The organism is Acidovorax sp. AC410 (assembly GCF_979253235.1).
In genome coordinates this window covers 6,590,464-6,608,890 of record NZ_CEEDCG010000001.1, presented here as the reverse complement: position 1 = coordinate 6,608,890, position 18,427 = coordinate 6,590,464, and the positions used below count along the sequence as shown (strand labels likewise).

At 68.6% G+C, this 18,427-nt stretch carries 16 protein-coding genes; 6 read left to right on the top strand and 10 right to left on the bottom strand.

Annotated elements, in window-relative coordinates:
* Positions 1 to 71 precede the first annotated feature (71 nt).
* Complete coding sequence (locus AC0IZS_RS30695; protein WP_471639123.1) at positions 72 to 1,763, top strand: long-chain fatty acid--CoA ligase; 1,692 nt, start codon at positions 72 to 74, stop codon at positions 1,761 to 1,763.
* Positions 1,764 to 1,822: 59 nt separating this feature from the next.
* Here the strand turns inward: AC0IZS_RS30695 and AC0IZS_RS30690 are convergent, their stop codons facing one another.
* Positions 1,823 to 2,191, bottom strand: coding sequence for a PilZ domain-containing protein (locus AC0IZS_RS30690; protein ID WP_471639122.1), 369 nt, complete (start codon positions 2,189 to 2,191; stop codon positions 1,823 to 1,825).
* A 131-nt stretch (positions 2,192 to 2,322) separates the two neighbouring features.
* Here AC0IZS_RS30690 and AC0IZS_RS30685 point away from each other — a divergent pair, with 131 nt between their 5' ends.
* The 3 genes from AC0IZS_RS30685 to AC0IZS_RS30675 all read left to right on the top strand — a co-directional run bounded on the left by AC0IZS_RS30685 (position 2,323) and on the right by AC0IZS_RS30675 (position 6,795).
* On the top strand, positions 2,323 to 5,274 hold the full coding sequence (locus AC0IZS_RS30685; protein ID WP_471639121.1) for an EAL domain-containing protein: 2,952 nt from the start codon (positions 2,323 to 2,325) through the stop codon (positions 5,272 to 5,274).
* A gap of 102 nt (positions 5,275 to 5,376) precedes the next feature.
* The gene (locus AC0IZS_RS30680; RefSeq protein WP_471639119.1) at positions 5,377 to 6,141 is read left to right on the top strand and encodes a 2OG-Fe dioxygenase family protein; all 765 of its coding nucleotides are present in this window, start codon (positions 5,377 to 5,379) and stop codon (positions 6,139 to 6,141) included.
* A gap of 216 nt (positions 6,142 to 6,357) precedes the next feature.
* Positions 6,358 to 6,795 carry a universal stress protein gene (locus AC0IZS_RS30675; RefSeq protein ID WP_305743997.1) on the top strand — a complete coding sequence of 146 codons (438 nt, stop codon included), beginning with the start codon at positions 6,358 to 6,360 and terminating at the stop codon, positions 6,793 to 6,795.
* 185 nt (positions 6,796 to 6,980) lie between these two features.
* Here the strand turns inward: AC0IZS_RS30675 and AC0IZS_RS30670 are convergent, their stop codons facing one another.
* From AC0IZS_RS30670 to AC0IZS_RS30655, 4 genes are all read right to left on the bottom strand, one after another.
* Complete coding sequence (locus AC0IZS_RS30670) at positions 6,981 to 7,964, bottom strand: tripartite tricarboxylate transporter substrate binding protein (protein ID WP_471639118.1); 984 nt, start codon at positions 7,962 to 7,964, stop codon at positions 6,981 to 6,983.
* Between the two features lie 165 nt (positions 7,965 to 8,129).
* Entirely contained in the window at positions 8,130 to 9,314 is a 1,185-nt protein-coding gene (gene bktB / locus AC0IZS_RS30665; RefSeq protein ID WP_471639117.1) for a beta-ketothiolase BktB, read from the bottom strand.
* A 34-nt stretch (positions 9,315 to 9,348) separates the two neighbouring features.
* A complete protein-coding gene (locus tag AC0IZS_RS30660) occupies positions 9,349 to 10,122 on the bottom strand; it encodes an SDR family NAD(P)-dependent oxidoreductase (RefSeq protein WP_471639116.1) in 774 nt (257 codons plus the stop codon).
* Between the two features lie 28 nt (positions 10,123 to 10,150).
* A complete protein-coding gene (locus AC0IZS_RS30655) occupies positions 10,151 to 10,669 on the bottom strand; it encodes a MarR family winged helix-turn-helix transcriptional regulator (protein ID WP_471639115.1) in 519 nt (172 codons plus the stop codon).
* Between the two features lie 70 nt (positions 10,670 to 10,739).
* On the opposite strand from AC0IZS_RS30655, the gene AC0IZS_RS30650 reads away from it, so the two are divergent.
* Positions 10,740 to 11,642: an EamA family transporter gene (locus tag AC0IZS_RS30650; protein ID WP_471639114.1), complete on the top strand. Its 903-nt coding sequence runs from the start codon at positions 10,740 to 10,742 to the stop codon at positions 11,640 to 11,642.
* On the opposite strand, the gene AC0IZS_RS30645 is transcribed toward AC0IZS_RS30650, so the two are convergent.
* Complete coding sequence (locus AC0IZS_RS30645; protein ID WP_471639113.1) at positions 11,639 to 12,301, bottom strand: RluA family pseudouridine synthase; 663 nt, start codon at positions 12,299 to 12,301, stop codon at positions 11,639 to 11,641. The two genes, AC0IZS_RS30650 and AC0IZS_RS30645, sit on opposite strands and share 4 nt — an antisense overlap.
* A complete protein-coding gene (locus tag AC0IZS_RS30640; RefSeq protein WP_471639112.1) occupies positions 12,288 to 14,471 on the bottom strand; it encodes a PAS domain-containing hybrid sensor histidine kinase/response regulator in 2,184 nt (727 codons plus the stop codon). The genes AC0IZS_RS30645 and AC0IZS_RS30640 overlap by 14 nt, the downstream gene beginning before the upstream one ends.
* A 223-nt stretch (positions 14,472 to 14,694) precedes the next feature.
* On the opposite strand from AC0IZS_RS30640, the gene AC0IZS_RS30635 reads away from it, so the two are divergent.
* The gene (locus AC0IZS_RS30635) at positions 14,695 to 15,357 is read left to right on the top strand and encodes an NAD(P)H-dependent oxidoreductase (RefSeq protein ID WP_471639111.1); all 663 of its coding nucleotides are present in this window, start codon (positions 14,695 to 14,697) and stop codon (positions 15,355 to 15,357) included.
* A gap of 128 nt (positions 15,358 to 15,485) precedes the next feature.
* Here the strand turns inward: AC0IZS_RS30635 and AC0IZS_RS30630 are convergent, their stop codons facing one another.
* From AC0IZS_RS30630 to AC0IZS_RS30620, 3 genes are all read right to left on the bottom strand, one after another.
* Positions 15,486 to 16,817, bottom strand: a complete 1,332-nt coding sequence (locus tag AC0IZS_RS30630) for an MFS transporter (protein WP_471639110.1) — start codon at positions 16,815 to 16,817, stop codon at positions 15,486 to 15,488.
* A 110-nt stretch (positions 16,818 to 16,927) separates the two neighbouring features.
* Positions 16,928 to 17,314, bottom strand: coding sequence for a hypothetical protein (locus tag AC0IZS_RS30625; protein WP_471639109.1), 387 nt, complete (start codon positions 17,312 to 17,314; stop codon positions 16,928 to 16,930).
* 69 nt (positions 17,315 to 17,383) lie between these two features.
* Positions 17,384 to 18,424 carry a MerR family transcriptional regulator gene (locus AC0IZS_RS30620; protein ID WP_471639108.1) on the bottom strand — a complete coding sequence of 347 codons (1,041 nt, stop codon included), beginning with the start codon at positions 18,422 to 18,424 and terminating at the stop codon, positions 17,384 to 17,386.
* Positions 18,425 to 18,427: the final 3 nt, after the last annotated feature.

The window sequence follows — 18,427 nt, the reverse complement described above, 5'->3', positions numbered from 1 at the left end:
TCCCCAATGCAGCGTTGGGGTGGGGCCTCTAGGCTGCGGATTGAAAACCCCTCCCATCCTTCCGACCTCCCATGTCCACACGCCCCCACTACGCTTTCTGGCCCCGCCGGCTGCCCCACTCGATCACCCTGCCCGCCACCTCGTTGTGGGACAACCTGGCCACCAACGCGCGCCGCTACCCGGACAAGGCGGCGCTGGTGTTCTTTGGTCGCCCGCTGAGCTACCGGGCCCTGGCGGAGGGGGCCGAGCGGCTGGCCGCGCGGCTGGTGCAACTGGGCGTGCAGCGCGGCGACCGCGTGGTGCTGTGCATGCAGAACTGCCCGCAGCTGGTGATGGCGCACTTCGCCATCCTGCGCGCCAATGCCGTGGTGGTGCCGGTCAATCCGATGAATCGGGCCGAGGAGCTCAAGCACTACATCACCGACCCCGACACGAAAGTGGCATTTACCACGGCCGACCTGGCGCCCGAGCTGGCCAAGGCCAGCAATGCCCTGGCCCCGGGCGAGCGCCTGGCGCACCTGGTGGTAACGCAATTCACCGACGCCTTCGACGCTGACGTGGAGGGCGCCGATGCCCCGCCCGAGGCCTGGAAGGACTGGCTGTGTACGCAGCACCCCTTGCCCGCGCTCGATGGGGGCGCAGTGCATGCCTGGAACCATGCCCTGGCCTGCAGCGACGCGCCGCCCGCGCTGGTGGTGGGGCCTGCCGATCTGGCGCTGCTGCCCTACACCAGCGGCACCACCGGCCTGCCCAAGGGCTGCATGCACCTGCACAAGAGCATCATGCACAACGCCGTGGCCAGCGCGCTGTGGGGCACGGGCTCGGTCGACAACGTCACGCTGGCGGTGGTGCCCATGTTCCACATCACGGGCATGGTGAGTGTGATGCATGCGGCCATCTACACCGGCGCCACCCTGGTGGTCATGCCGCGCTGGGACCGCGACCTGGCCGGGCGCCTGATCTCGCGCTACAAGGTGACCAACTGGACCAACATCCCGACCATGGTCATCGACCTGATGAACAGCCCGAACTTCGCGAGCTACGACCTGTCGAGCCTGGTCTACATCGGCGGTGGCGGCGCCGCCATGCCGCAGGCCGTGGCCCAGCGCCTGCTGGAGCAGTACGGGCTGCGCTATGCGGAAGGCTATGGGCTCACCGAAACGGCCGCGCCCTCCCACTCGAACCCACCGGACCAGCCCAAGCAGCAGTGCCTGGGCATTCCCTTCGTGGGCACCGATGCGCGCGTGATCGACCCCGACACGCTGCAGGAGGTGCCCGTGGGCGAGCAGGGCGAGATCATCATGCACGGCCCCGAGGTGTTCGAGGGCTACTGGAAGCGGCCCGATGCCACGGCCAGTGCCTTCATCGAGTTCGAAGGCAGGCGCTTCTTTCGCTCGGGGGACCTGGGGCGCATGGACGAGGAGGGCTACTTCTTCCTGACCGACCGCTTGAAGCGCATGATCAATGCCAGTGGCTTCAAGGTCTGGCCGGCCGAGGTGGAGGCGCTGATGTTCCGCCACCCCGCGATCCAGGAGGCCTGCATCATCTCGGCCCGTGACAGCTACCGGGGCGAGACCGTCAAGGCCGTCGTGGTGCTGCGTCCCTCGCACAAGGACACGACCGAGCAGCAGGTGATCGACTGGTGCCGCGAGAACATGGCCGTGTACAAGGTGCCGCGCATCGTGCAGTTCGTGAATGCCCTGCCCAAGAGCGGCAGCGGCAAGGTGATGTGGCGCGCGCTGCAGGAAGCGGAAGCCGCCTGACGGGAAGGCTTCGCTGGCGGTTTCTCGCCCCGCCTCCTGGGAGGCGGGTTGTCGCCTGCTCAGTGGGCCGGGTGGGTCAATTCGGCCAGGTCCCGCTCCAGCAGGGCGGGGTCGCCCAGCTGCAGTTCGATCAGGCGCCGCAGATGGGTCACGCTGTCCAGGTCGATGGAGCGGCACAGCAGGCCCGTGTGCAGCCCCTCCAGGTGCGCCACCTCGCAGGACATGCCGATGTGGTTGCCCGTGTCGTGCAGCGGGATGGTGAGCTGGCACAGCATGCCGGCATGCACGTCGGCCTGCGCGGGCAGTGAAATCAGGGCCCCCTTGAGCGACAGGTCCTGCACATGCACGCTGAAGGCGTTGCTGGCCAGGGTCAGCAGCGCAGGGGCATCGAAATGGACACGGACGTAGTGGCGGCGTTCGTGGGGCATGGCTGTCTCCGAGGAGTTTGACGCATGCTACCCCAAGCGCCGAGCAACGCGCTCAGGCTTTTGTTACTTTTGGATGTTTTAGCAACCTTTGGTTAACATAGTGCTTTCAGCCACTGTGGGGATTCCCGATCGTGAGTTCACGCATATTCCGGTGGCATTGCCGATGGGCAGGCTGGCTGGTGGGCGCCCTGTGGGGCCTGTTGCCGGCAGGGGCCGGCGCGGCTGCGCCCGTGCGGGAGGTGCGTGTGGGGGTGTATGCCAACGAGCCCACCGTGTTCATGAACCAGCATGGCCGGCCGGCGGGCATCTTCGTGGACCTGCTCAACCTGGTCGCCGAGCGCGAGCGCTGGTCTCTGCGCTACGTACCGTGCGAGTTGCGTGCCTGTCTGGATGACCTGCACAACGGCCGCCTCGACCTGGTGCCCGATGTGCCGCGTGCGCAGGCGCGCGAGGCACAGTTCGATTTCACGGCGCAGCCCCTGGTGGACACCTGGTCCGAGGTGTACCGCCTGCCATCCTCGCCGATCCGGTCGGTGCTGGACCTCGATGGCAAGCGCGTGGCCGTGCAGCGCGGCACGCCGCAGCGCGACCATTTCATTGCCTTGACGCGCCGCTACGGGCTGCAGGTCATGGTCGTGGACGTGGACTCGCCCGAGCAGGCCTTCAGTGCCGTGGGCAGCAAAAATGCCGAGGCGGCCATCTCCAACCACCTGTTCGGCAACGCCCATGCACCGGTGCATGGGTTGGCGGAGGCAGGCATCGTGCTCCAGCCGGGGGGGCTGTACATCGCCACCGGCAAGGACCGCAACCCCGACTTGCTGGCCGCCATCGACAAGCGGGCCCTGCAGTGGCGCGACGGTTCCGACGCCTCGTATGCGCAGGTCATGCGCCGCTGGGCGGGCGCCCCACCGGCCAGCGCCATCGGGCGCCCCGTGCTGTGGGCCGCGGCGGCACTGCTGCTGGTGGCCGCGCTCGCAGCCCTGGCCGTCTTCGCGCGGCGCCGGCGGGCAGGGGGTGGGGGATCCCGGCGTTGGCGTGCCAGCGAGCACAAGTTCGGCGCCATCCTCGACAGTGTCGAGGCCTTCATCTATATCAAGGACACGCAGCACCGCTACCAATACGCCAACCAGCACATGCTGGCGCTGCGGCCCGGCGCCGCGGATGGGCTGATCGGTGGCGATGACAGCGCGATCTTCGACGCGGCCACGGTGCGCCAGCTGACGGCCAACGACCGGCTGGTGCTGGAGCGCGGCGAGCGCATCGAGGTGGAGGAAACCAATACCTTCCACGATGGATCGGTGCGCACCTACCTGTCGGTGAAGATCCCACTGCGCCACGCGGACGGCAGCATCCATGCGCTGTGCGGCATATCCACCGACATCACCGATCACCAGGGGGTCGAGGAGTCGCTGCAGGTCGCTGCCATCGTGTTCGAATCGTTCGAGGGCATGGTGGTCACCGGGCCCGACCAGCGCATCCTGCAGGCCAACACATCCTACGCGCGGCTGTCCGGCTACACGGTGGAGGAGCTGGTGGGCAAGACCCCGGCGCTGCTGCAGTCCGGCCGGCATGACCAGACTTTTTACCGGACCATGCACGAGACCCTGCAGTCGGTAGGCTCCTGGCAGGGCGAGGTCTGGAACCGGCGCAAGGACGGCGAGGTGTACCCCGCCTGGATCACCATCACCGCCGTGCGCTCGGCGCAGGGCGCCATCACGCACTACGTGGGCACGCAGACCGACATCTCCAGCCGCAAGGCGGCCGAGGAGGAAATCCGCCTGCTGGCCTTCTATGACCCGCTCACGGGCCTGCCCAACCGCCGGCTGATGGCCGACCGCCTGCAGCACAGCCTGGCCGCCAGCGCACGCACGGGCACCGGGGGTGCGCTGCTGTTCGTGGACATGGACAACTTCAAGGACCTCAACGACACCCAGGGCCACGAGATCGGCGACGAGCTGCTGCGCCAGGTGGCCGCGCGCCTGGGCGGCTGCGTGCGCAACGGCGATACGGTGGCGCGCCTGGGTGGAGACGAGTTCGTGCTGCTGCTCGAGGGCCTGAGCGCCTTGCCGCACGAGGCCGCCTCGCAGGCCGAGATCGTGGGCCGCAAGGTGCTGCATGCCCTGGGGCAGAGCTACCAGCTCGGCGGCCATGCGCACCACAGCTCCTGCAGCATCGGCGTCACCCTGTATGCCGACCCGCACACCACGGTGGACGAGCTGCTCAAGCGCGGAGACATGGCCATGTACCAGGCCAAGGGGGCGGGGCGCAACACCCTGCGCTTCTTCGACCCGCGCACGCAGGCCGCCGTCACGGCGCGCACCGCGCTGGAGGCCGGGCTGCGCGAGGCCTTGCGCGAGGGCCAGTTCCTGCTGCACTACCAGCCCCAGATCAGCCTGGACCATGGCATGGTGGGCGCCGAGGCGCTGCTGCGCTGGGAGCACCCGCAGCGCGGCCTGGTGTCGCCGGCCGAGTTCATTCCGGTGGCCGAAGCCTGTGGCCTGATCGTGCCGCTGGGCGCATGGATCCTGCGGGCCGCGTGCCTGCAGCTGGTGGAGTGGGGGGGCGATGCAGCCACCGCCCACTGGACGGTGGCGGTGAACGTGAGCGCGCTGCAGTTCCGCCATCCGCACTTCGTGGAGGAGGTGGTGGAAGTCCTGCGCAGCACGGGCGCCAACCCGCTGCGCCTGAAGCTGGAACTCACCGAGTCGCTGCTGCTCGACGACGTGGAGGACATCATCCTGCGCATGACTACGCTGCGTGCCCTGGGCGTGCGCTTTTCGCTTGACGACTTCGGCACCGGCTACTCCTCGCTCAGCTACCTCAAGCGGCTGCCGCTGGACCAGCTCAAGATCGACCAGAGCTTTGTGCGCGACCTGCTCACCGACCCCAACGACGCCGCCATCGCCCGCACCATCGTCAACCTGGCGCACAGCCTGGACCTGGGCGTGATCGCCGAGGGGGTGGAAACCACCGAGCAGCGGGACATGCTGGCCAGCGTGGGCTGCCTGCACTACCAGGGCTACCTTTTCGGGCGGCCGGCGCCTGCCAGCGCATTGCCGCGCATTGCCGCGCAGGTGGCTTGAGCACCCGCGGGGTTGGAGCTGGGTCATGTGCCGCCGGGTCCGCGCCCCTGCGGCAAGCCCTCGCCCGACAGGGTCCGTGGTTAAGCCTTATGCTCGCAGGCCATGGCCCAAGTCACTTTTTCTCCCCCTTTCACCACGCCTTCGGACGCCGCAAACCAACTGCGCAGCGCGGGCTTCGCCGTGCTCTCCCCCGCCGATGTGGCGGTCTGGACAGGGTGCTCCCTGCCGGACCTGCTGGCACTCAACGCCGACTGGGCCGCGCTGCCACCGGACGACTTCCTCAAGGATGGCGGGCGCTACCGCCGCCGCCGCCACGCCTGCTTCATGGTGCAGGATGGGCAGGCGCAGCCGGTGCCGCACCGCGCGCACTGGCAGCCGGTGGAATACAACGCCCTGCACGGCGGCATGGAACGCTGGTTTGCGCCCATGGAGCCGGCCACGGTGGCGCTGCCCGTGTGGTCGCAGCTGCTGGCTGCGCTGGCCCGCGTCTCCGACGCCGTGTTTGCCACACAGGGCAAGGCGCCACAACCCTGGTTCGTGGAGGCGCACCAGTTCCGCATCGACACCGAAGGCGGCATCGGCCGGCCCACGCCCGAGGGCGCGCACCGCGATGGCGTGGATCTGGTGGCTGTGTTCCTGGTGGGGCGCGAGGGCATCAAGGGTGGCGAGACCCGGGTGTTCGAGGCCAACGGCCCCGGCGGCCAGCGCTTCACGCTCACCGAACCCTGGTCGCTGCTGCTGCTCGACGACGCGCGCATGATCCACGAATCCACCCCCATCCAGCCCATCGCCCCAGGTGGCTACCGCGACACGCTCGTGGTCACCTGCCGGCGCGGCGCGTTCCAGGGAGCGGACGTGGTGGGGTAGGGGCGCCATCCTTGTCATGGGGGCGCGTGCGTAGGACAAAGCGTCGTCTTGCGGCAGAAATCGCTGGATCGACCGCTCGCCGTTTGATGCGTATCAAGATGCGATGTATGGTACGGGTTCACACTGTCCTTCATCGCATCGCAGGCGGCACCCGGGACCGGGGGATTGGGGGTTCAGGGCCTTGCCGAGGGTGCATCAACACAAGGAGAAGACACCATGTTCAAGCACATTCTGGTTCCCATCGATGGCTCCGACATCGCCACGCTGGCGGTGTCCAAGGCGGCAGAGCTGGCCAAGACCTTTGGCAGCGCCGTGACCGCCCTGTACGTGGTGGACCCGTATCCGTTCACCGGCGTCGGTGCCGATTTCGCCTATGGCCAGGCCCAGTACCTGAGCGCTGCCACGGCCGAGGCGAATACGGCACTGGACGCCGCTCGCACTGCCCTCACGGCCGCTGGCGTGCAGGTGACCACGGTGGTGGGCGAGGGCCACACCGTGCACGACGGCATCGTGAGCGCCGTGCTGAGCACGGGCGCCGATCTCATCGTCATGGGCTCGCACGGCCGCCGCGGCCTTGAAAAGCTGGTGCTGGGCAGCGTCACGCAGCGGGTGCTGGGCGCGGTGCATGTGCCGGTGCTGGTCGTGAGGACTTGATCGCGCACCTTTGCCGCGTATGAATAAAAAATGGCTCCTGAGGGAGCCATTTTTGCGGGTCCACCGCTTCTGGAGTTGCTACAAAGCCCAGCGCAGCGGTCCTGGCTAGGCGCTCCGTCGCAGACAGTACGATCAGTACGGCAAGACGGAGCAACGACGCCAGGAGGGCTTTTTAGCGACTCCTCTTATTCGATCTTGGCGCCGGAGGCTTCTACTATGCCCTTCCATTTGGCGTAATCGTTTTTCATCAAGGTACCGAACTGCGCGGCCGACATGGCTTCGGGCTCGGCGCCCTGGGCCTGGATGGCGGCCTTCATGTCCTCGGTGACCAGCAGCTTGTTGATCTCGGCGTTCAGGGCCGTGACCACGCTGGCCGGCGTGCCGGCGGGCGCGAACACACCGTACCAGGTGCTCACGTCGAAGCCCTTGAAGCCCGACTCGGCCACGGTGGGCACGTCGGGCAGGGACGAACTGCGCTTGGCCGAGGTCACGGCCAGAGCACGCAGCTTGCCCGACTTGAGCTGGCCCATGGCCGATGGCACGGAGGACATCAGCAGGTCCACGTTGCCGGCCAGGGCGTCCATGAGGGCGGGATTCGAGCCCTTGTAGGGGATGTGGCTGAGCTTCACGCCGGCCGCCTTCTCGAACAGGTCGCCCGCCAGGTGGATGGACGTGCCGTTGCCGGGCGAGCCGTAGGTGACGGTGCCGGGGGCTGCCTTGGCGGCGGCCACCACGTCGGCCAGGGTCTTGTACTTGGAGTTGGCGCTGGTGGCGATGACCACGGGCGTGTAGGCCACGTGGGCCACGGCGGTCAGGTCCTTGGTGGGGTCCCAGGGCAGGTTCTTGTACAGCCAGGGGCCGATGACCAGGTTGTCCTTCTGGCCCATCACGATGTCGTAGCCCGTGGGCGCGGCCTTCACGGCCTCGCCGATGCCGATGGTGCCGCCCGCGCCGGCCTTGTTGTCGGCCACCACGGTCCACTTGGCGCTTTCGGTGAGCTTGGTGGCCACCAGGCGCGAGAGGATGTCGGTGCCGCCGCCCGGTGGGAAGGGCACGATCAGGCGGATGGGCTTGTTGGGGTAGGCAGCGGCAGGGGCGGGCGCCTGCGCGTGGGCGGTGGCACCCAAGGCGAGGGCCAGCGCGCTGAAGGAAATCAGGGTGCGAATCATGGTGAAAGATGTCTCCGTCGGTTCAATGGGTGGGAGCCGCCGCAACGGGCATGCTCCACTCTGCTGATCTGGGCCAGCACATCGCCATGATCGCTGATCAGGCGAAGGTGCTGCCTTGCCAATGCGGGGTGGCAGCATCGCGGGTGGCGATGGCAGCCCCGGGGTTCAGATGCGTTCGAAAATCGCGGCAATGCCCTGGCCGCCGCCGATGCACATGGTCACCAGCGCATAGCGGCCCTGCACGCGCTGCAGTTCGTGCAGCGCCTTCACGGTGATCAGCGCGCCCGTGGCGCCGATCGGGTGGCCCAGCGAGATGCCCGAGCCGTTGGGGTTGACCTTGGCCGGGTCCAGGCCCAGGTCCTTGGTCACGGCGCAGGCCTGCGCGGCAAAGGCCTCGTTGGCCTCGATCACGTCCAGGTCGGCCACCGTGAGGCCGGCCTTCTTGAGCGCCAGTTGCGTGGCTGGCACCGGGCCGATGCCCATGTACTTCGGGTCCACGCCTGCGTGGGCATAGGCCACCAGGCGCGCCAGGGGCTTGGCGCCGCGCGCCTTGGCGGCGCCGGCTTCCATCAGCACCACGGCGGCAGCGGCGTCGTTGATGCCCGAGGCATTGCCCGCCGTCACGGTGCCGTTCTCCTTGATGAACACCGGCTTGAGCTTGGCCATGTCCGCAAGGGTGGCGCCGGGGCGAAAGTGCTCGTCGGTCGCGTACTGCACGTCGCCCTTCTTGCTCTTGAGGGTGACGGGAACGATCTGGTCCTTGAACAGGCCTGCCTCGGTCGCGCGCTCGGCGCGGTTGTGGCTTTCCACGGCCAGCTGGTCCTGGTCCTCGCGGCTGATGCCCCACTTGGCGGCGATGTTCTCGGCCGTCACCCCCATGTGGATGTTGTGGAAGGGATCGTGCAGCGCGCCGATCATCATGTCCACCATCTTGGTGTCGCCCATGCGCGCGCCCCAGCGCATGTTCAGGCTGGCGAACGGGGCCCGGCTCATGTTCTCGGCGCCGGCGCCGATGGCCACGTCGGTGTCGCCCAGCAGGATGGACTGGCTGGCGTTCACGATGGCCTGCAGGCCCGAGCCGCACAGCCGGTTCACGTTGTAGGCAGGCGTGTTCTCGCTGCAGCCGCCGTTGATGGCCGCCACGCGCGACAGGTACATGTCCTTGGGCTCGGTGTTCACCACGTGGCCGAACACCACGTGGCCCACGTCCTTGCCTTCCACGTTGGCGCGCGCGAGCGATTCGCGCACCACGAGGGCGCCCAGTTCGGTGGGCGGAATGTCCTTGAGGCTGCCGCCAAAGGTGCCAATGGCGGTGCGGACTGCGCTGACGACGACGACTTCACGGGTCATGGGAGTGTCCTTTCTGGAGGGAGGTCTGTTGGTTTTATTGAGCGTCTCTCACGTCGGCGACCGGGTGGGTGCCGAAGTCCGCGCGATCCAGCCAGGCGAGCACGCGGGTGGCGGCATCGGCGGGCGATGTGAGCTGGCCACCCGTCTTGAGGTTGGCGAAATTCTCGCGGTCCGGGAACGCCTCGGGGGCGGCGCCGCGCAACTGCACCTGCATGTCGGTGTCGATCACGCCGGGTGCCAGCGAGCATACCTTGGCGCCATGGGGCTTGTGGGCCTCGTCCAGCGCCACGCAGCGCGTGAAGTGGTCCATGCCGGCCTTGGCTGCGCAGTAGGCGGCCTGCGAGGCCATGGCCTTGCGGCCCAGGCCCGAGGAAATGTTGAGCACCTTGCGTGCCGTGGCGGTCCAGCCCTCGGTGGCGTGGAGGAAGGCGGCCGTGAGCTGCATGGGCGACTCCAGGCCCACGCGCAGGGCGTTGGCCAGGTCGGCGGGGTCGCTGTCCGACAGCGGGGCGATGCGCGGGATGGTGCCGGCGTTGTTGATCAGCGTGGCGCTGGCAAAGCGGCCGGGGGCCTGTGCGGCGAGCCAGCCCTTGAGGCGGGCGGCGGCCTGCTCGCCCTGCGACAGGTCCTGCTGCCATTGTTCGAGTGTGGCGCCCGAGGCCTTGGCGGCGGCGGTCAGCGCGTCCTGGGTATTGCGGGCCAGGCAGACGAGGGTGTTGCCGGGGTGTTGCAGCAGTTGCTCGGCCATGGCCAGGCCCATGCCGCGCGAGCCGCCGGTGAGAATGAAGAGATGTGGGGTTTGGGACATCCCTCCATCGTACTGCGCCTGTGCGCCGTCAGCTGTCACCCGGGGATTCCAGGGCCGCCAGCAGCAGTGCCAGTTTGGCGTCGAGTGCCGCCAGGTCGGAGGCCTTCAAGGGGGCGAGGATGCGGTGCTCGTTGGCCACATGGGCCTCGACCGCGCGGTCGATCAGCGCCAGCCCTGTGGGGGTCAGTTGCACCAGCATGCTGCGCGCATCCTCGGGGTTGGGCAGGCGTGCCACGAAGCCGCTGGCTTCGAGCTTGTTCATGCGGTGCGTCATGGTGCCCGAGGTGACCATCAGCATGGAAAACAAGGTGGTCGGTGCCAGGCAATAGGGCGCCCCCGAGCGGCGCAGCGTGGCCAGCATGTCGAATTCCCAGAAGCTCAGGCCGAACTCGGCGAAGGTCTCGTCGAGCCGGCGCTGCAGCAGGGCCGCGCAGCGCTTGATGCGGCCGATGGGGCCCATCGGGCCCACATCCAGATCGGGCCGTTCGCGGTGCCACTGGGCCAGGATGGCGTCCACGGCATCGGGGGTGCGTTGGGGTGGGGGCATGGCTGCCTTGGTTGTCTTGATGTCAAGATTTTATGGTAGAGTAAATTATCTTGAATTGAAGATAAATGCCATGACCGAAGACCACCCCCGTGTCGCCTGGACCGATGTGCTCGTGACAGCACTGGCGCCCACCATCTGGGGCTCCACCTACATCGTCACCACCGAGCTGCTGCCGCCAGACCGGCCCTTCACGGCCGCGCTGCTGCGCACCCTGCCCGCCGGCCTGTTGCTGGTGCTGTGGTGCCGCCAGGCGCCGGCCTGGGGGGACGGGCGCGGCTGGGCGCGTTTGCTGCTGCTGGCGGCGCTCAACATCGGCGTCTTCCAGGCGCTGCTGTTCGTGGCCGCCTACCGCTTGCCCGGTGGCGTGGCGGCCGTGGTGGGGGCCATCGGGCCGCTGCTCATGATGGGCTTGACCTGGGCGGTGGACCACCGGCGCCCGCCCGCCCTGGCCATGGGGGCCGGGGCGCTCGGCGTGGCGGGCATGGCGGCGCTGCTGCTGTCGCCCGGCGCCGCGTGGGACATGGTGGGCGTGGCGGCGGCGCTGGCCGGCACGGTGTGCATGGCCTTCGGCACCTTTCTTGCGCGGCGCTGGCAGTCCGGTGGCTTGCCGGTGCTGGCCTTCACGGGCTGGCAGTTGCTCGCGGGTGGCGCCATGCTGCTGCCCGTGGCCTGGGCGGTGGACCCGCCGCTGCCCGCCCTCACGGCCATGCAGGTGGGCGGCTATGCCTACCTGAGCATCGCGGGCGCCCTGCTGGCCTATGCGCTGTGGTTCCGCGGCGTGGCGCGGCTGCCGTCGGTGGCGGTGTCCTCGCTGGGCCTGCTCAGCCCCGTGGCGGCGGTGCTGCTCGGTTGGGCGCTGCTGGGCCAGGCCTTGCGCGGCACCTCGCTGGTGGGGGTGGTGGTGGTGCTGGCCAGCATCCTGGCCGTGCAATGGGCCATGGCGCGGCAGGCCGCGGTCGCCCCGGCGGCTTAGAAATCGGGCGCCAGATGGAACTGCAGAGGTTCGCCGGTGGCCGGGTGCGCCAGTGCCAGGTCGCTCGCATGCAGCAGCAGGCGCGGCGCCAGGGCCTGCGTGGCAGCCTCGGCATACAGCGCATCGCCCAGAATGGCATGGCCCACGGCGGCCAGGTGCACGCGCAGCTGGTGGGTGCGGCCGGTCACGGGCTCGAGCAGAACACGCGTGGTGTTGGCCGATTCATCATGCGACTCGGCACGCCAGCGGGTGAGGCTGGGCTTGCCCAGAGCAGCATCGATCACCCGCAAGGGGCGGCGCTCCCAGTCGGCAGCGATCGGCAGGTCGATCTCGGCCCAGGTGCCGTCACTGGCTTGCCCCATGTGCCCTTGCACCACCGCAACGTAACGTTTGTGCACCTGGCGCTGCTCGAAGGCCAGGCCCAGCCGGCGTTGCGCGTCGATGTGCCGTGCCATGAGCACCAGGCCCGAGGTGGCCTGGTCCAGCCGGTGCACGACGAGTGCGCCTGGCCAGTGCTGCTGCGCACGGGCGCTCAGGCAGTCCTGCTTGTCCGGCCCGCGGCCGGGCACGCACAGCAGGCCCGCGGGCTTGTGCAGCACCAGGATGTCCGCGTCTTCATGCACTGCCTGCACGGGCAGTGCGCCGTCAACTGGCGCCATGGCCGTGGATGAGCCGGTGCACCGTGGCCACCAGTTCTTCCACATCGTTGGGCTTGTGGATCAGCGCGCTGGCGCCCTCGGCCATGGCGGCCTGCTCGATCTCGGTGGTCACGTAGCCCGAGGCCAGGGCCACCGGCAGGTCGGGGCGTATCTGGCGCGCCTCGCGCACCAGGTCGGTACCGACGAAGCCGGGCATGTTGTAGTCGGTCACCAGCAGGTCATAGCGCTGGGGGTCGGCGCGCAGTGCAGCGCTGGCTTCGTGCGGGTCGGTGTAGCCGCTCACCTCGTAGCCCCTGCGGCGCAGCAGCCGCTGCACCAGGAAGACCAGGGCCTGGTCGTCGTCCACGTACATCACATGGGGCTTGCGCTGGTCGATCTGCGCCGTTGCCAGCGGTGCGGGCGCCGGGGGCGGGACCAAGGCCGGCGTTGGCTCGGCGCTGCCGGGCGCGACGGGGAAGTACAGCGTGAAGCGGCTGCCATGGCCCGGGATGCTGCTCACGTCCACCGCGCCTTCGTGCGTGCGCATCACACCATGCACCACGGCCAGGCCCAGGCCGGTTCCCTGGCCCACCGGCTTGGTGGTGAAGAAGGGCTCGAAGATGCGCTGCAGCGTGGCCGCCTCGATGCCGGGCCCGTTGTCGCGCACTGCGAGGGCCACGTAGTGGCCTTCCGCCAGGCCCAGGCGCTCGCTCAGGCGCTGGTCGGGCTGCACGGTGGCCGCCTCCACGTGGATGCTGCCGCGCGTGCTGCCAATGGCATGGATGGCATTGGTACACAGGTTGAGCAGGGCCTGCTCGACCTGCGTGGCGTCGGCCAGCACCGGGGGCAGGTCCAGCTGCAGCTGCATGTGCAGCTCGATGGCCGGGGGCAGGGTGACGCGCAGCAGGCGCTCGGTGTCGTGCACCACCTCCACCAGCGGCACGGCGGTGCGCTGCGGCGGCTCGTTGCGGCTGAAGGTCAGGATCTGGCGCACCAGGTCGCGTGCGCGGCGCCCGGCCTTGTCGATCTCGCGCAGGCTCTCCAGGGCCGGCGATCCGGGCGCGCTGTCGGCCTTGGCCAGCTCCACGTTGCCCAGGATGGCGCCAAGGATGTTGTTGAAGTCGTGCGCGATGCCGCCGGCCATGGTGCCCACGGCCTGCATCTTGTGCGATTCGCGCAGCTGCGCCTCCAGCTCGCTGCGGTGGGCCTCGGCCTTCTTGCGGCCGGTGAGGTCGCGCGCGAACACGGTGGTGGTCTCGCCTTCGGCATGGCGCTCGAACGAGACGCTCACCTCTACTGCGAGCTCCTTGCCGCCGGCCGTGAGCGCCGTCATTTCACCCAGCATGGCCTGCGTGGTGAGCTGCGCAAATGTGAGGCCCTGTGTCGCACCGGGCAGAAAGCGTTCGAGCGGGCTGCCCAGCGCATCGCTGGCACTGCACTGGAACAGCGCCGCCGCCGTGGGGTTGAACACGGTGATGCGCTGGTGCTGGTCCACGCAGATGATGGCGTCGAGCGCGGAGTTGATCACCGCCTCCAGACGTTTCTCGCTGGCGTACAGCTGCTCGTTGCGCTGCTGCAGGGCCTGCGCGCTGTACTGCAGCGCGCGGCGCTCGGTGAGCAGCGGGCCCTGGTCGATCACCGCGCACAGGTACTGCGACACCGGCGGGCCGCCGCCGGCCTGCGGTGCCTCGATGTGGGCGATGTGCAGGTCGCCCTTGATGCGCAGCTCCTCGCTGATGTCGAAGACCACCTCGTTCACCTCGCTGCGCCCCAGGTTCTCGGCCTGCGCAAAGGCGTTGTGTACGCGGTCCACGTCGGCTGCGCTCACGAAGGGCATCAGGGCCGTGAGCGGCCGGTCGCGCTCCGTGGGCTGGAAGGACCGGTGCGCCATGGAATTGGCCTGCACCACCATGTCGTGCTCGTCGATCACCATCAGCGCCAGCGGCATGCTGGCGAACAGGGTTTCGAAGCGCTCAGACGCGCTCTCGGCCACGGCCTGGCTGTAGCGCAGCACCTTGTTCTGGCTCTCGAGCTCGGCCTGGTAGGCACGCAGTTCGGCCACCAGGCTATCGGCGGGGCTGCCCGCAGCACCTGCCGTGCCTTCGGTGGCCGTGGTCGCAGCGTCCGCAGTCGCACCGGGCGCGGGCGAACGCCGGGAGGGGTCCAGGAAAGACAGGTCCGGTTCACTCATGGACAAGGGGCGATCAACAAGGCAGCACCGCGCAATGGAGGGGGAAAACAAGTGTAAGCCTCCCCGGAGTCCCCAGACCGCGCATGGACGGGGCGATTGTTGACCGAATCCGAACAATCCTTTTCCCAGCAGGACCTTACCGAACGCCCGCGCGTTCCCTACAGTTCACCCATCGGCATTGCGATGCCGTCCATTCAACCAAGATATTTCAGGAACACTGGCCATGACCACCGCCGAACACACCACCGTCGCCAACCCGCTGCTCGACAAGCTGCAGTGGCGCTATGCCGCCAAGAAGATGGATGCCGCCAAGCGCGTGCCGGCCGACAAGGTCGAACGCATCCTGGAGGCCGCGCGCCTGGCGCCCACCTCCAGCGGCCTGCAGCCGTTCGAGATCATCGTCGTGACCGACCCCGCGGTGCGCGCCCGCATCCAGCCGATCGCCTGGAACCAGGCACAGATCACCGATGGCTCGCACCTGCTGGTCTTTGCCGCCTGGGACAACTACACAGCCGAGCGCATCAACATGATGTTCGACCTGACCAACGAACAGCGTGGTTTCAAGAACGAAGGCTGGGAAAACTACCGCCAGATGCTGCTGGGCATGTACCCCCAGCGCGATGCCGAAGTGAACTTTCAGCACGCCGCCCGCCAGGCCTACATCGGCCTGAGCGCCGCCCTGATGGCCGCCGCCTTCGAAGGCGTGGATTCCACGCCCATGGAAGGCTTCGACCCCAAGGCCCTCGACGAAATCCTGGATCTCAATGCGCGCGGCCTGCGCAGCGTTGCCATCCTGCCCCTGGGCTACCGCGCCAGCGAAGGCGACTGGCTGGTGAACCTCAAGAAGGTGCGCCGTCCGCGCGAACAGTTCGTCACTGAAGTGTGATGGAAAGGCCCGGCCAGCCCGCGAGGGCAGGCCAGGCCCGGTTGCCTATCTCTCTCCTCCGCCGTCTTTAAGACGTTCCGCCCGACACCCAGGTGCCGGGCGGTTTTTTGCGTTGTTACCGAAGTCGATCAGCGCGCTGCGCTCGGTGCATCGCTGACCTGGCGCAGCGGCGTGAGCACGAAGGCCAGGGCCACCAGCAGCACCAGCGCGCCGCCACTGGCCGCGAACAGCTGGGGCAGGGTGATGCTCTTCATGAGCCAGCCGGTCACGGCTGCCGAAATGGGCGCCAAGCCCATGAAGATGAACATGAACAGGCCCATCGCCCGGCCGATCAGCGCGGGTGGCACGCGCTGCTGTATCCAGGTGAACACGCGCACCTGCATGAAGCCGCCCAAGAGGCCGATGGCCAGCATCAGTCCCGCTCCCTGCCACACGGCGCTGACGGTGCCCATGGGAATGAACAGGAGGCCGATGATGGCGTCGAAGACCAGGATGGTCAGCCCCAGGCTGCCCACCCGCAGGCGCGGGAACATGCCCGAGGCCACCATGCCCGCCAGCGTGCCCGCGCCGTGGGCGCCGAGCATGGTGCCGAAGGCGGCGGCGCCCAGCGTGGGCGTGCTGCTGGCCAGCACCGGCACGGCGATGTGGATGGGCCCCATGATGAACAGCGCAATGGCGCTCCAGTAGAGAAAGCAGGTGCGCAGCTCGGCATCGCGCCAGAAGTGCGCCAGGCCCTGCGCCACCGAGGCCAGCACAGCCTGCGGCGCGGCGCTGCTGGCAGCCGTTGGTGCGGCTGCTGCGAGCGTTCGCACCTTGGCCAGCGTCCAGGCCGACACGCCGAAGCTCAGCGCGTCGAGCGCAAAGGCGATGCCGATGCCCGTGGCGTTGGCCCTGGCTTGCTCCGTGCTGCCGCTGCCGTCACCGAACAGCGCGATCAACAGGCCCGCGAGCAGCGGCCCGAGGAACATGGTGAGCTGGCGCAGGCCCAGGCTGATGCCGTTGGCCGCCTGCAGTTGTGCGCGCGGCACCACGTGCGGCATCAGCGAGGTGCCCGCCGGGATGCTGAAGGCCGTGGACAGGCCGATCGCCAGCGACAGCCCATACACCATCCACAGCGTGAGCGTACCCGTGAGCACCAGCCCGCTGAGCAGCGCCAGCAATACCAGGTTGATGTACTTGGTGAGCATCAGCACCTCTTTGGGGGAGTAGCGGTCCACCAGCGCGCCGCCGATCAGGATGAACAGCGCGCGTGGCACGCTTATCAGGGCCAGCACGGTGCCCAGCACCAGCGTGTCGCCGGTCATCTGCAGCACCAGCCAGGGCAGGGCGATCAGCGTGAACTGGTCGCCCAGCATGGTGAGCGCGGAGCCGCTGGTCAGCCAGCGGAAGTTGGGGTCGCGAAACAGCGCCGCGCGCGGGTCGGCGCCGGGCGGCGCCTGGTGGTCGTGAAGGGATGGCATGGTTTTCTCTCCGGAAGAATGGAACGCTTGGAATCGGTGGCTGGGCACTGGGCAACCCAGGCACGCGGGGCTGCACTCGCTGCCAGGTGTGTGGACGGATAGCGGCTTTGCTACCCGTTCAGGCGGTGTGCCGGTGGTGCCCGGGATCGCAGCGGTTGCGCCGGCAGTGCATGCCTGGGCGTCAGCAGGCGCAGCGCGCTGCTGGCCAGGGCCAGGCTCCACAGCAGCGCCGCCGCGTGGCCGGCGAGCGCCATGGCCGTGGGCAGCCAGCGGTCAGCACCGCCAGGGGCCAGCAAGGCGTCAACCACCACGCCGGTGAACAGGAAGATGGCGAGCGCCAGGGCTTCAGGGTGCGTGAGTGCTTCCGCCAGGACGCATGCCACCAGCAGGCAGGCCGAGCCCGCCAGCGCATACAGTGGCCAGTGGCCCGCCGGGTGAAGAAGCAGTGTCCGCCAGGGGGCGGGCGTGTGGGGAGAACGGTGTTGCAGGGGGCTCATGGTGTCGGTCCGTTGGCTGCTGTTGGCAGCCTGTCGGGTCCGACTGTGAGGCCTCACGTTGCGTGAGGGTCAAGCCTTTTGGCGCACTTTTTTCGGCGATGGTGCTGCCGCTGCAGGGACCAGAGCCGCCTGCAGGTAGGCGCGCACGGGCGCACTCAGGGGCGAGCCCGCCTGCAGCAAGGGTTCCTGCTCAGACGCTGCAATCAGCTTGTGGCGCAGCGCGGAGCTGCCGCCCGTCAACTGGCCAAACAGACGGTCCCAGCGCTGGGCAGCGTCGATGGCATCCGGGTGGTGCGCGGGCAGGCCCTGCGCCAGCAGTTGCCGCACGTCTGCTTCCAGTTCGGCCCACTGCGCATGGGGCACGTGGCCCAGGCCGCGCAGATCGTCGCGGGTCACGTACTTTTCCAGCAGGGCCATGCGCAGCTTGATCGCCGTTTCGACGAACTCGATCATGTCGCCGGGCGGCGCATGGTTGCGCCCCTGGGTGCTGGGCTCGGTGCGGAACATGTGGCCCCAGCGGTCGAGCAGGTCGATGTCGCCCCCCATCCAGTGCAGCATGAGCGCCATCCAGCGGTAGGCCAGGGCCTGGACTTCGGGGCTGTCGGGTGGCAGTTGGCGGTCCATGGCGCTGCGCACCAGGTCCTTGACCACCAGCCAGTCGGCCTCGATCAGGCTCCAGCTGGTGAAGATCTGCTTGAGCTCGGCCGAGCTGAAGTACTTGCCGTAGGTGGTCATCAGCGCCAGCGCTTCGAGCCAGTTGCCCATGTCGGGCTCGGCGCCGGCCATCAGACCGTCGCGCAGCATGGCCAGCCGCCCGCGCAGTTCGGTGGCCTGCGTGATCTGCTGGTCCAGCGCGCGGATCTGCTGGCCGATGATGCGCTCGGGCGCCATGCCTTCGCCGGCCAGCAGCTCGCCAATGTCGCTGAGTGCCAGGCCCATCTGGCGCATGGTCTGGATGCCGTGCAGGCGCTGTACGTCGGCCTGGCTGTACAGGCGGTAGCCGGCCTCGGAGCGGCCCGAGGGCGCGAGCAGGCCGATCTCGTCGTAGTGGTGCAGGGTGCGCACCGTCAACCCGGTGCGGCGGGCCAGTTCACCGACTTTCAGCAGCATGTG

Bases quoted from the DNA above. Each gene is read 5' to 3' on its own strand.
- AC0IZS_RS30695 (WP_471639123.1), top strand. From the start codon at position 72: ATGTCCACACGCCCCCACTACGCTTTCTGGCCCCGCCGGCTGCCCCAC.
- AC0IZS_RS30690 (WP_471639122.1), bottom strand. From the start codon at position 2,191: ATGCCCCACGAACGCCGCCACTACGTCCGTGTCCATTTCGATGCCCCT.
- AC0IZS_RS30680 (WP_471639119.1), top strand. From the start codon at position 5,377: ATGGCCCAAGTCACTTTTTCTCCCCCTTTCACCACGCCTTCGGACGCC.
- AC0IZS_RS30675 (WP_305743997.1), top strand. From the start codon at position 6,358: ATGTTCAAGCACATTCTGGTTCCCATCGATGGCTCCGACATCGCCACG.
- AC0IZS_RS30670 (WP_471639118.1), bottom strand. From the start codon at position 7,964: ATGATTCGCACCCTGATTTCCTTCAGCGCGCTGGCCCTCGCCTTGGGT.
- bktB (WP_471639117.1), bottom strand. From the start codon at position 9,314: ATGACCCGTGAAGTCGTCGTCGTCAGCGCAGTCCGCACCGCCATTGGC.
- AC0IZS_RS30660 (WP_471639116.1), bottom strand. From the start codon at position 10,122: ATGTCCCAAACCCCACATCTCTTCATTCTCACCGGCGGCTCGCGCGGC.
- AC0IZS_RS30655 (WP_471639115.1), bottom strand. From the start codon at position 10,669: ATGCCCCCACCCCAACGCACCCCCGATGCCGTGGACGCCATCCTGGCC.
- AC0IZS_RS30650 (WP_471639114.1), top strand. From the start codon at position 10,740: ATGACCGAAGACCACCCCCGTGTCGCCTGGACCGATGTGCTCGTGACA.
- AC0IZS_RS30645 (WP_471639113.1), bottom strand. From the start codon at position 12,301: ATGGCGCCAGTTGACGGCGCACTGCCCGTGCAGGCAGTGCATGAAGAC.
- AC0IZS_RS30640 (WP_471639112.1), bottom strand. From the start codon at position 14,471: ATGAGTGAACCGGACCTGTCTTTCCTGGACCCCTCCCGGCGTTCGCCC.
- AC0IZS_RS30635 (WP_471639111.1), top strand. From the start codon at position 14,695: ATGACCACCGCCGAACACACCACCGTCGCCAACCCGCTGCTCGACAAG.
- AC0IZS_RS30630 (WP_471639110.1), bottom strand. From the start codon at position 16,817: ATGCCATCCCTTCACGACCACCAGGCGCCGCCCGGCGCCGACCCGCGC.
- AC0IZS_RS30625 (WP_471639109.1), bottom strand. From the start codon at position 17,314: ATGAGCCCCCTGCAACACCGTTCTCCCCACACGCCCGCCCCCTGGCGG.
- AC0IZS_RS30620 (WP_471639108.1), bottom strand. From the start codon at position 18,424: ATGCTGCTGAAAGTCGGTGAACTGGCCCGCCGCACCGGGTTGACGGTG.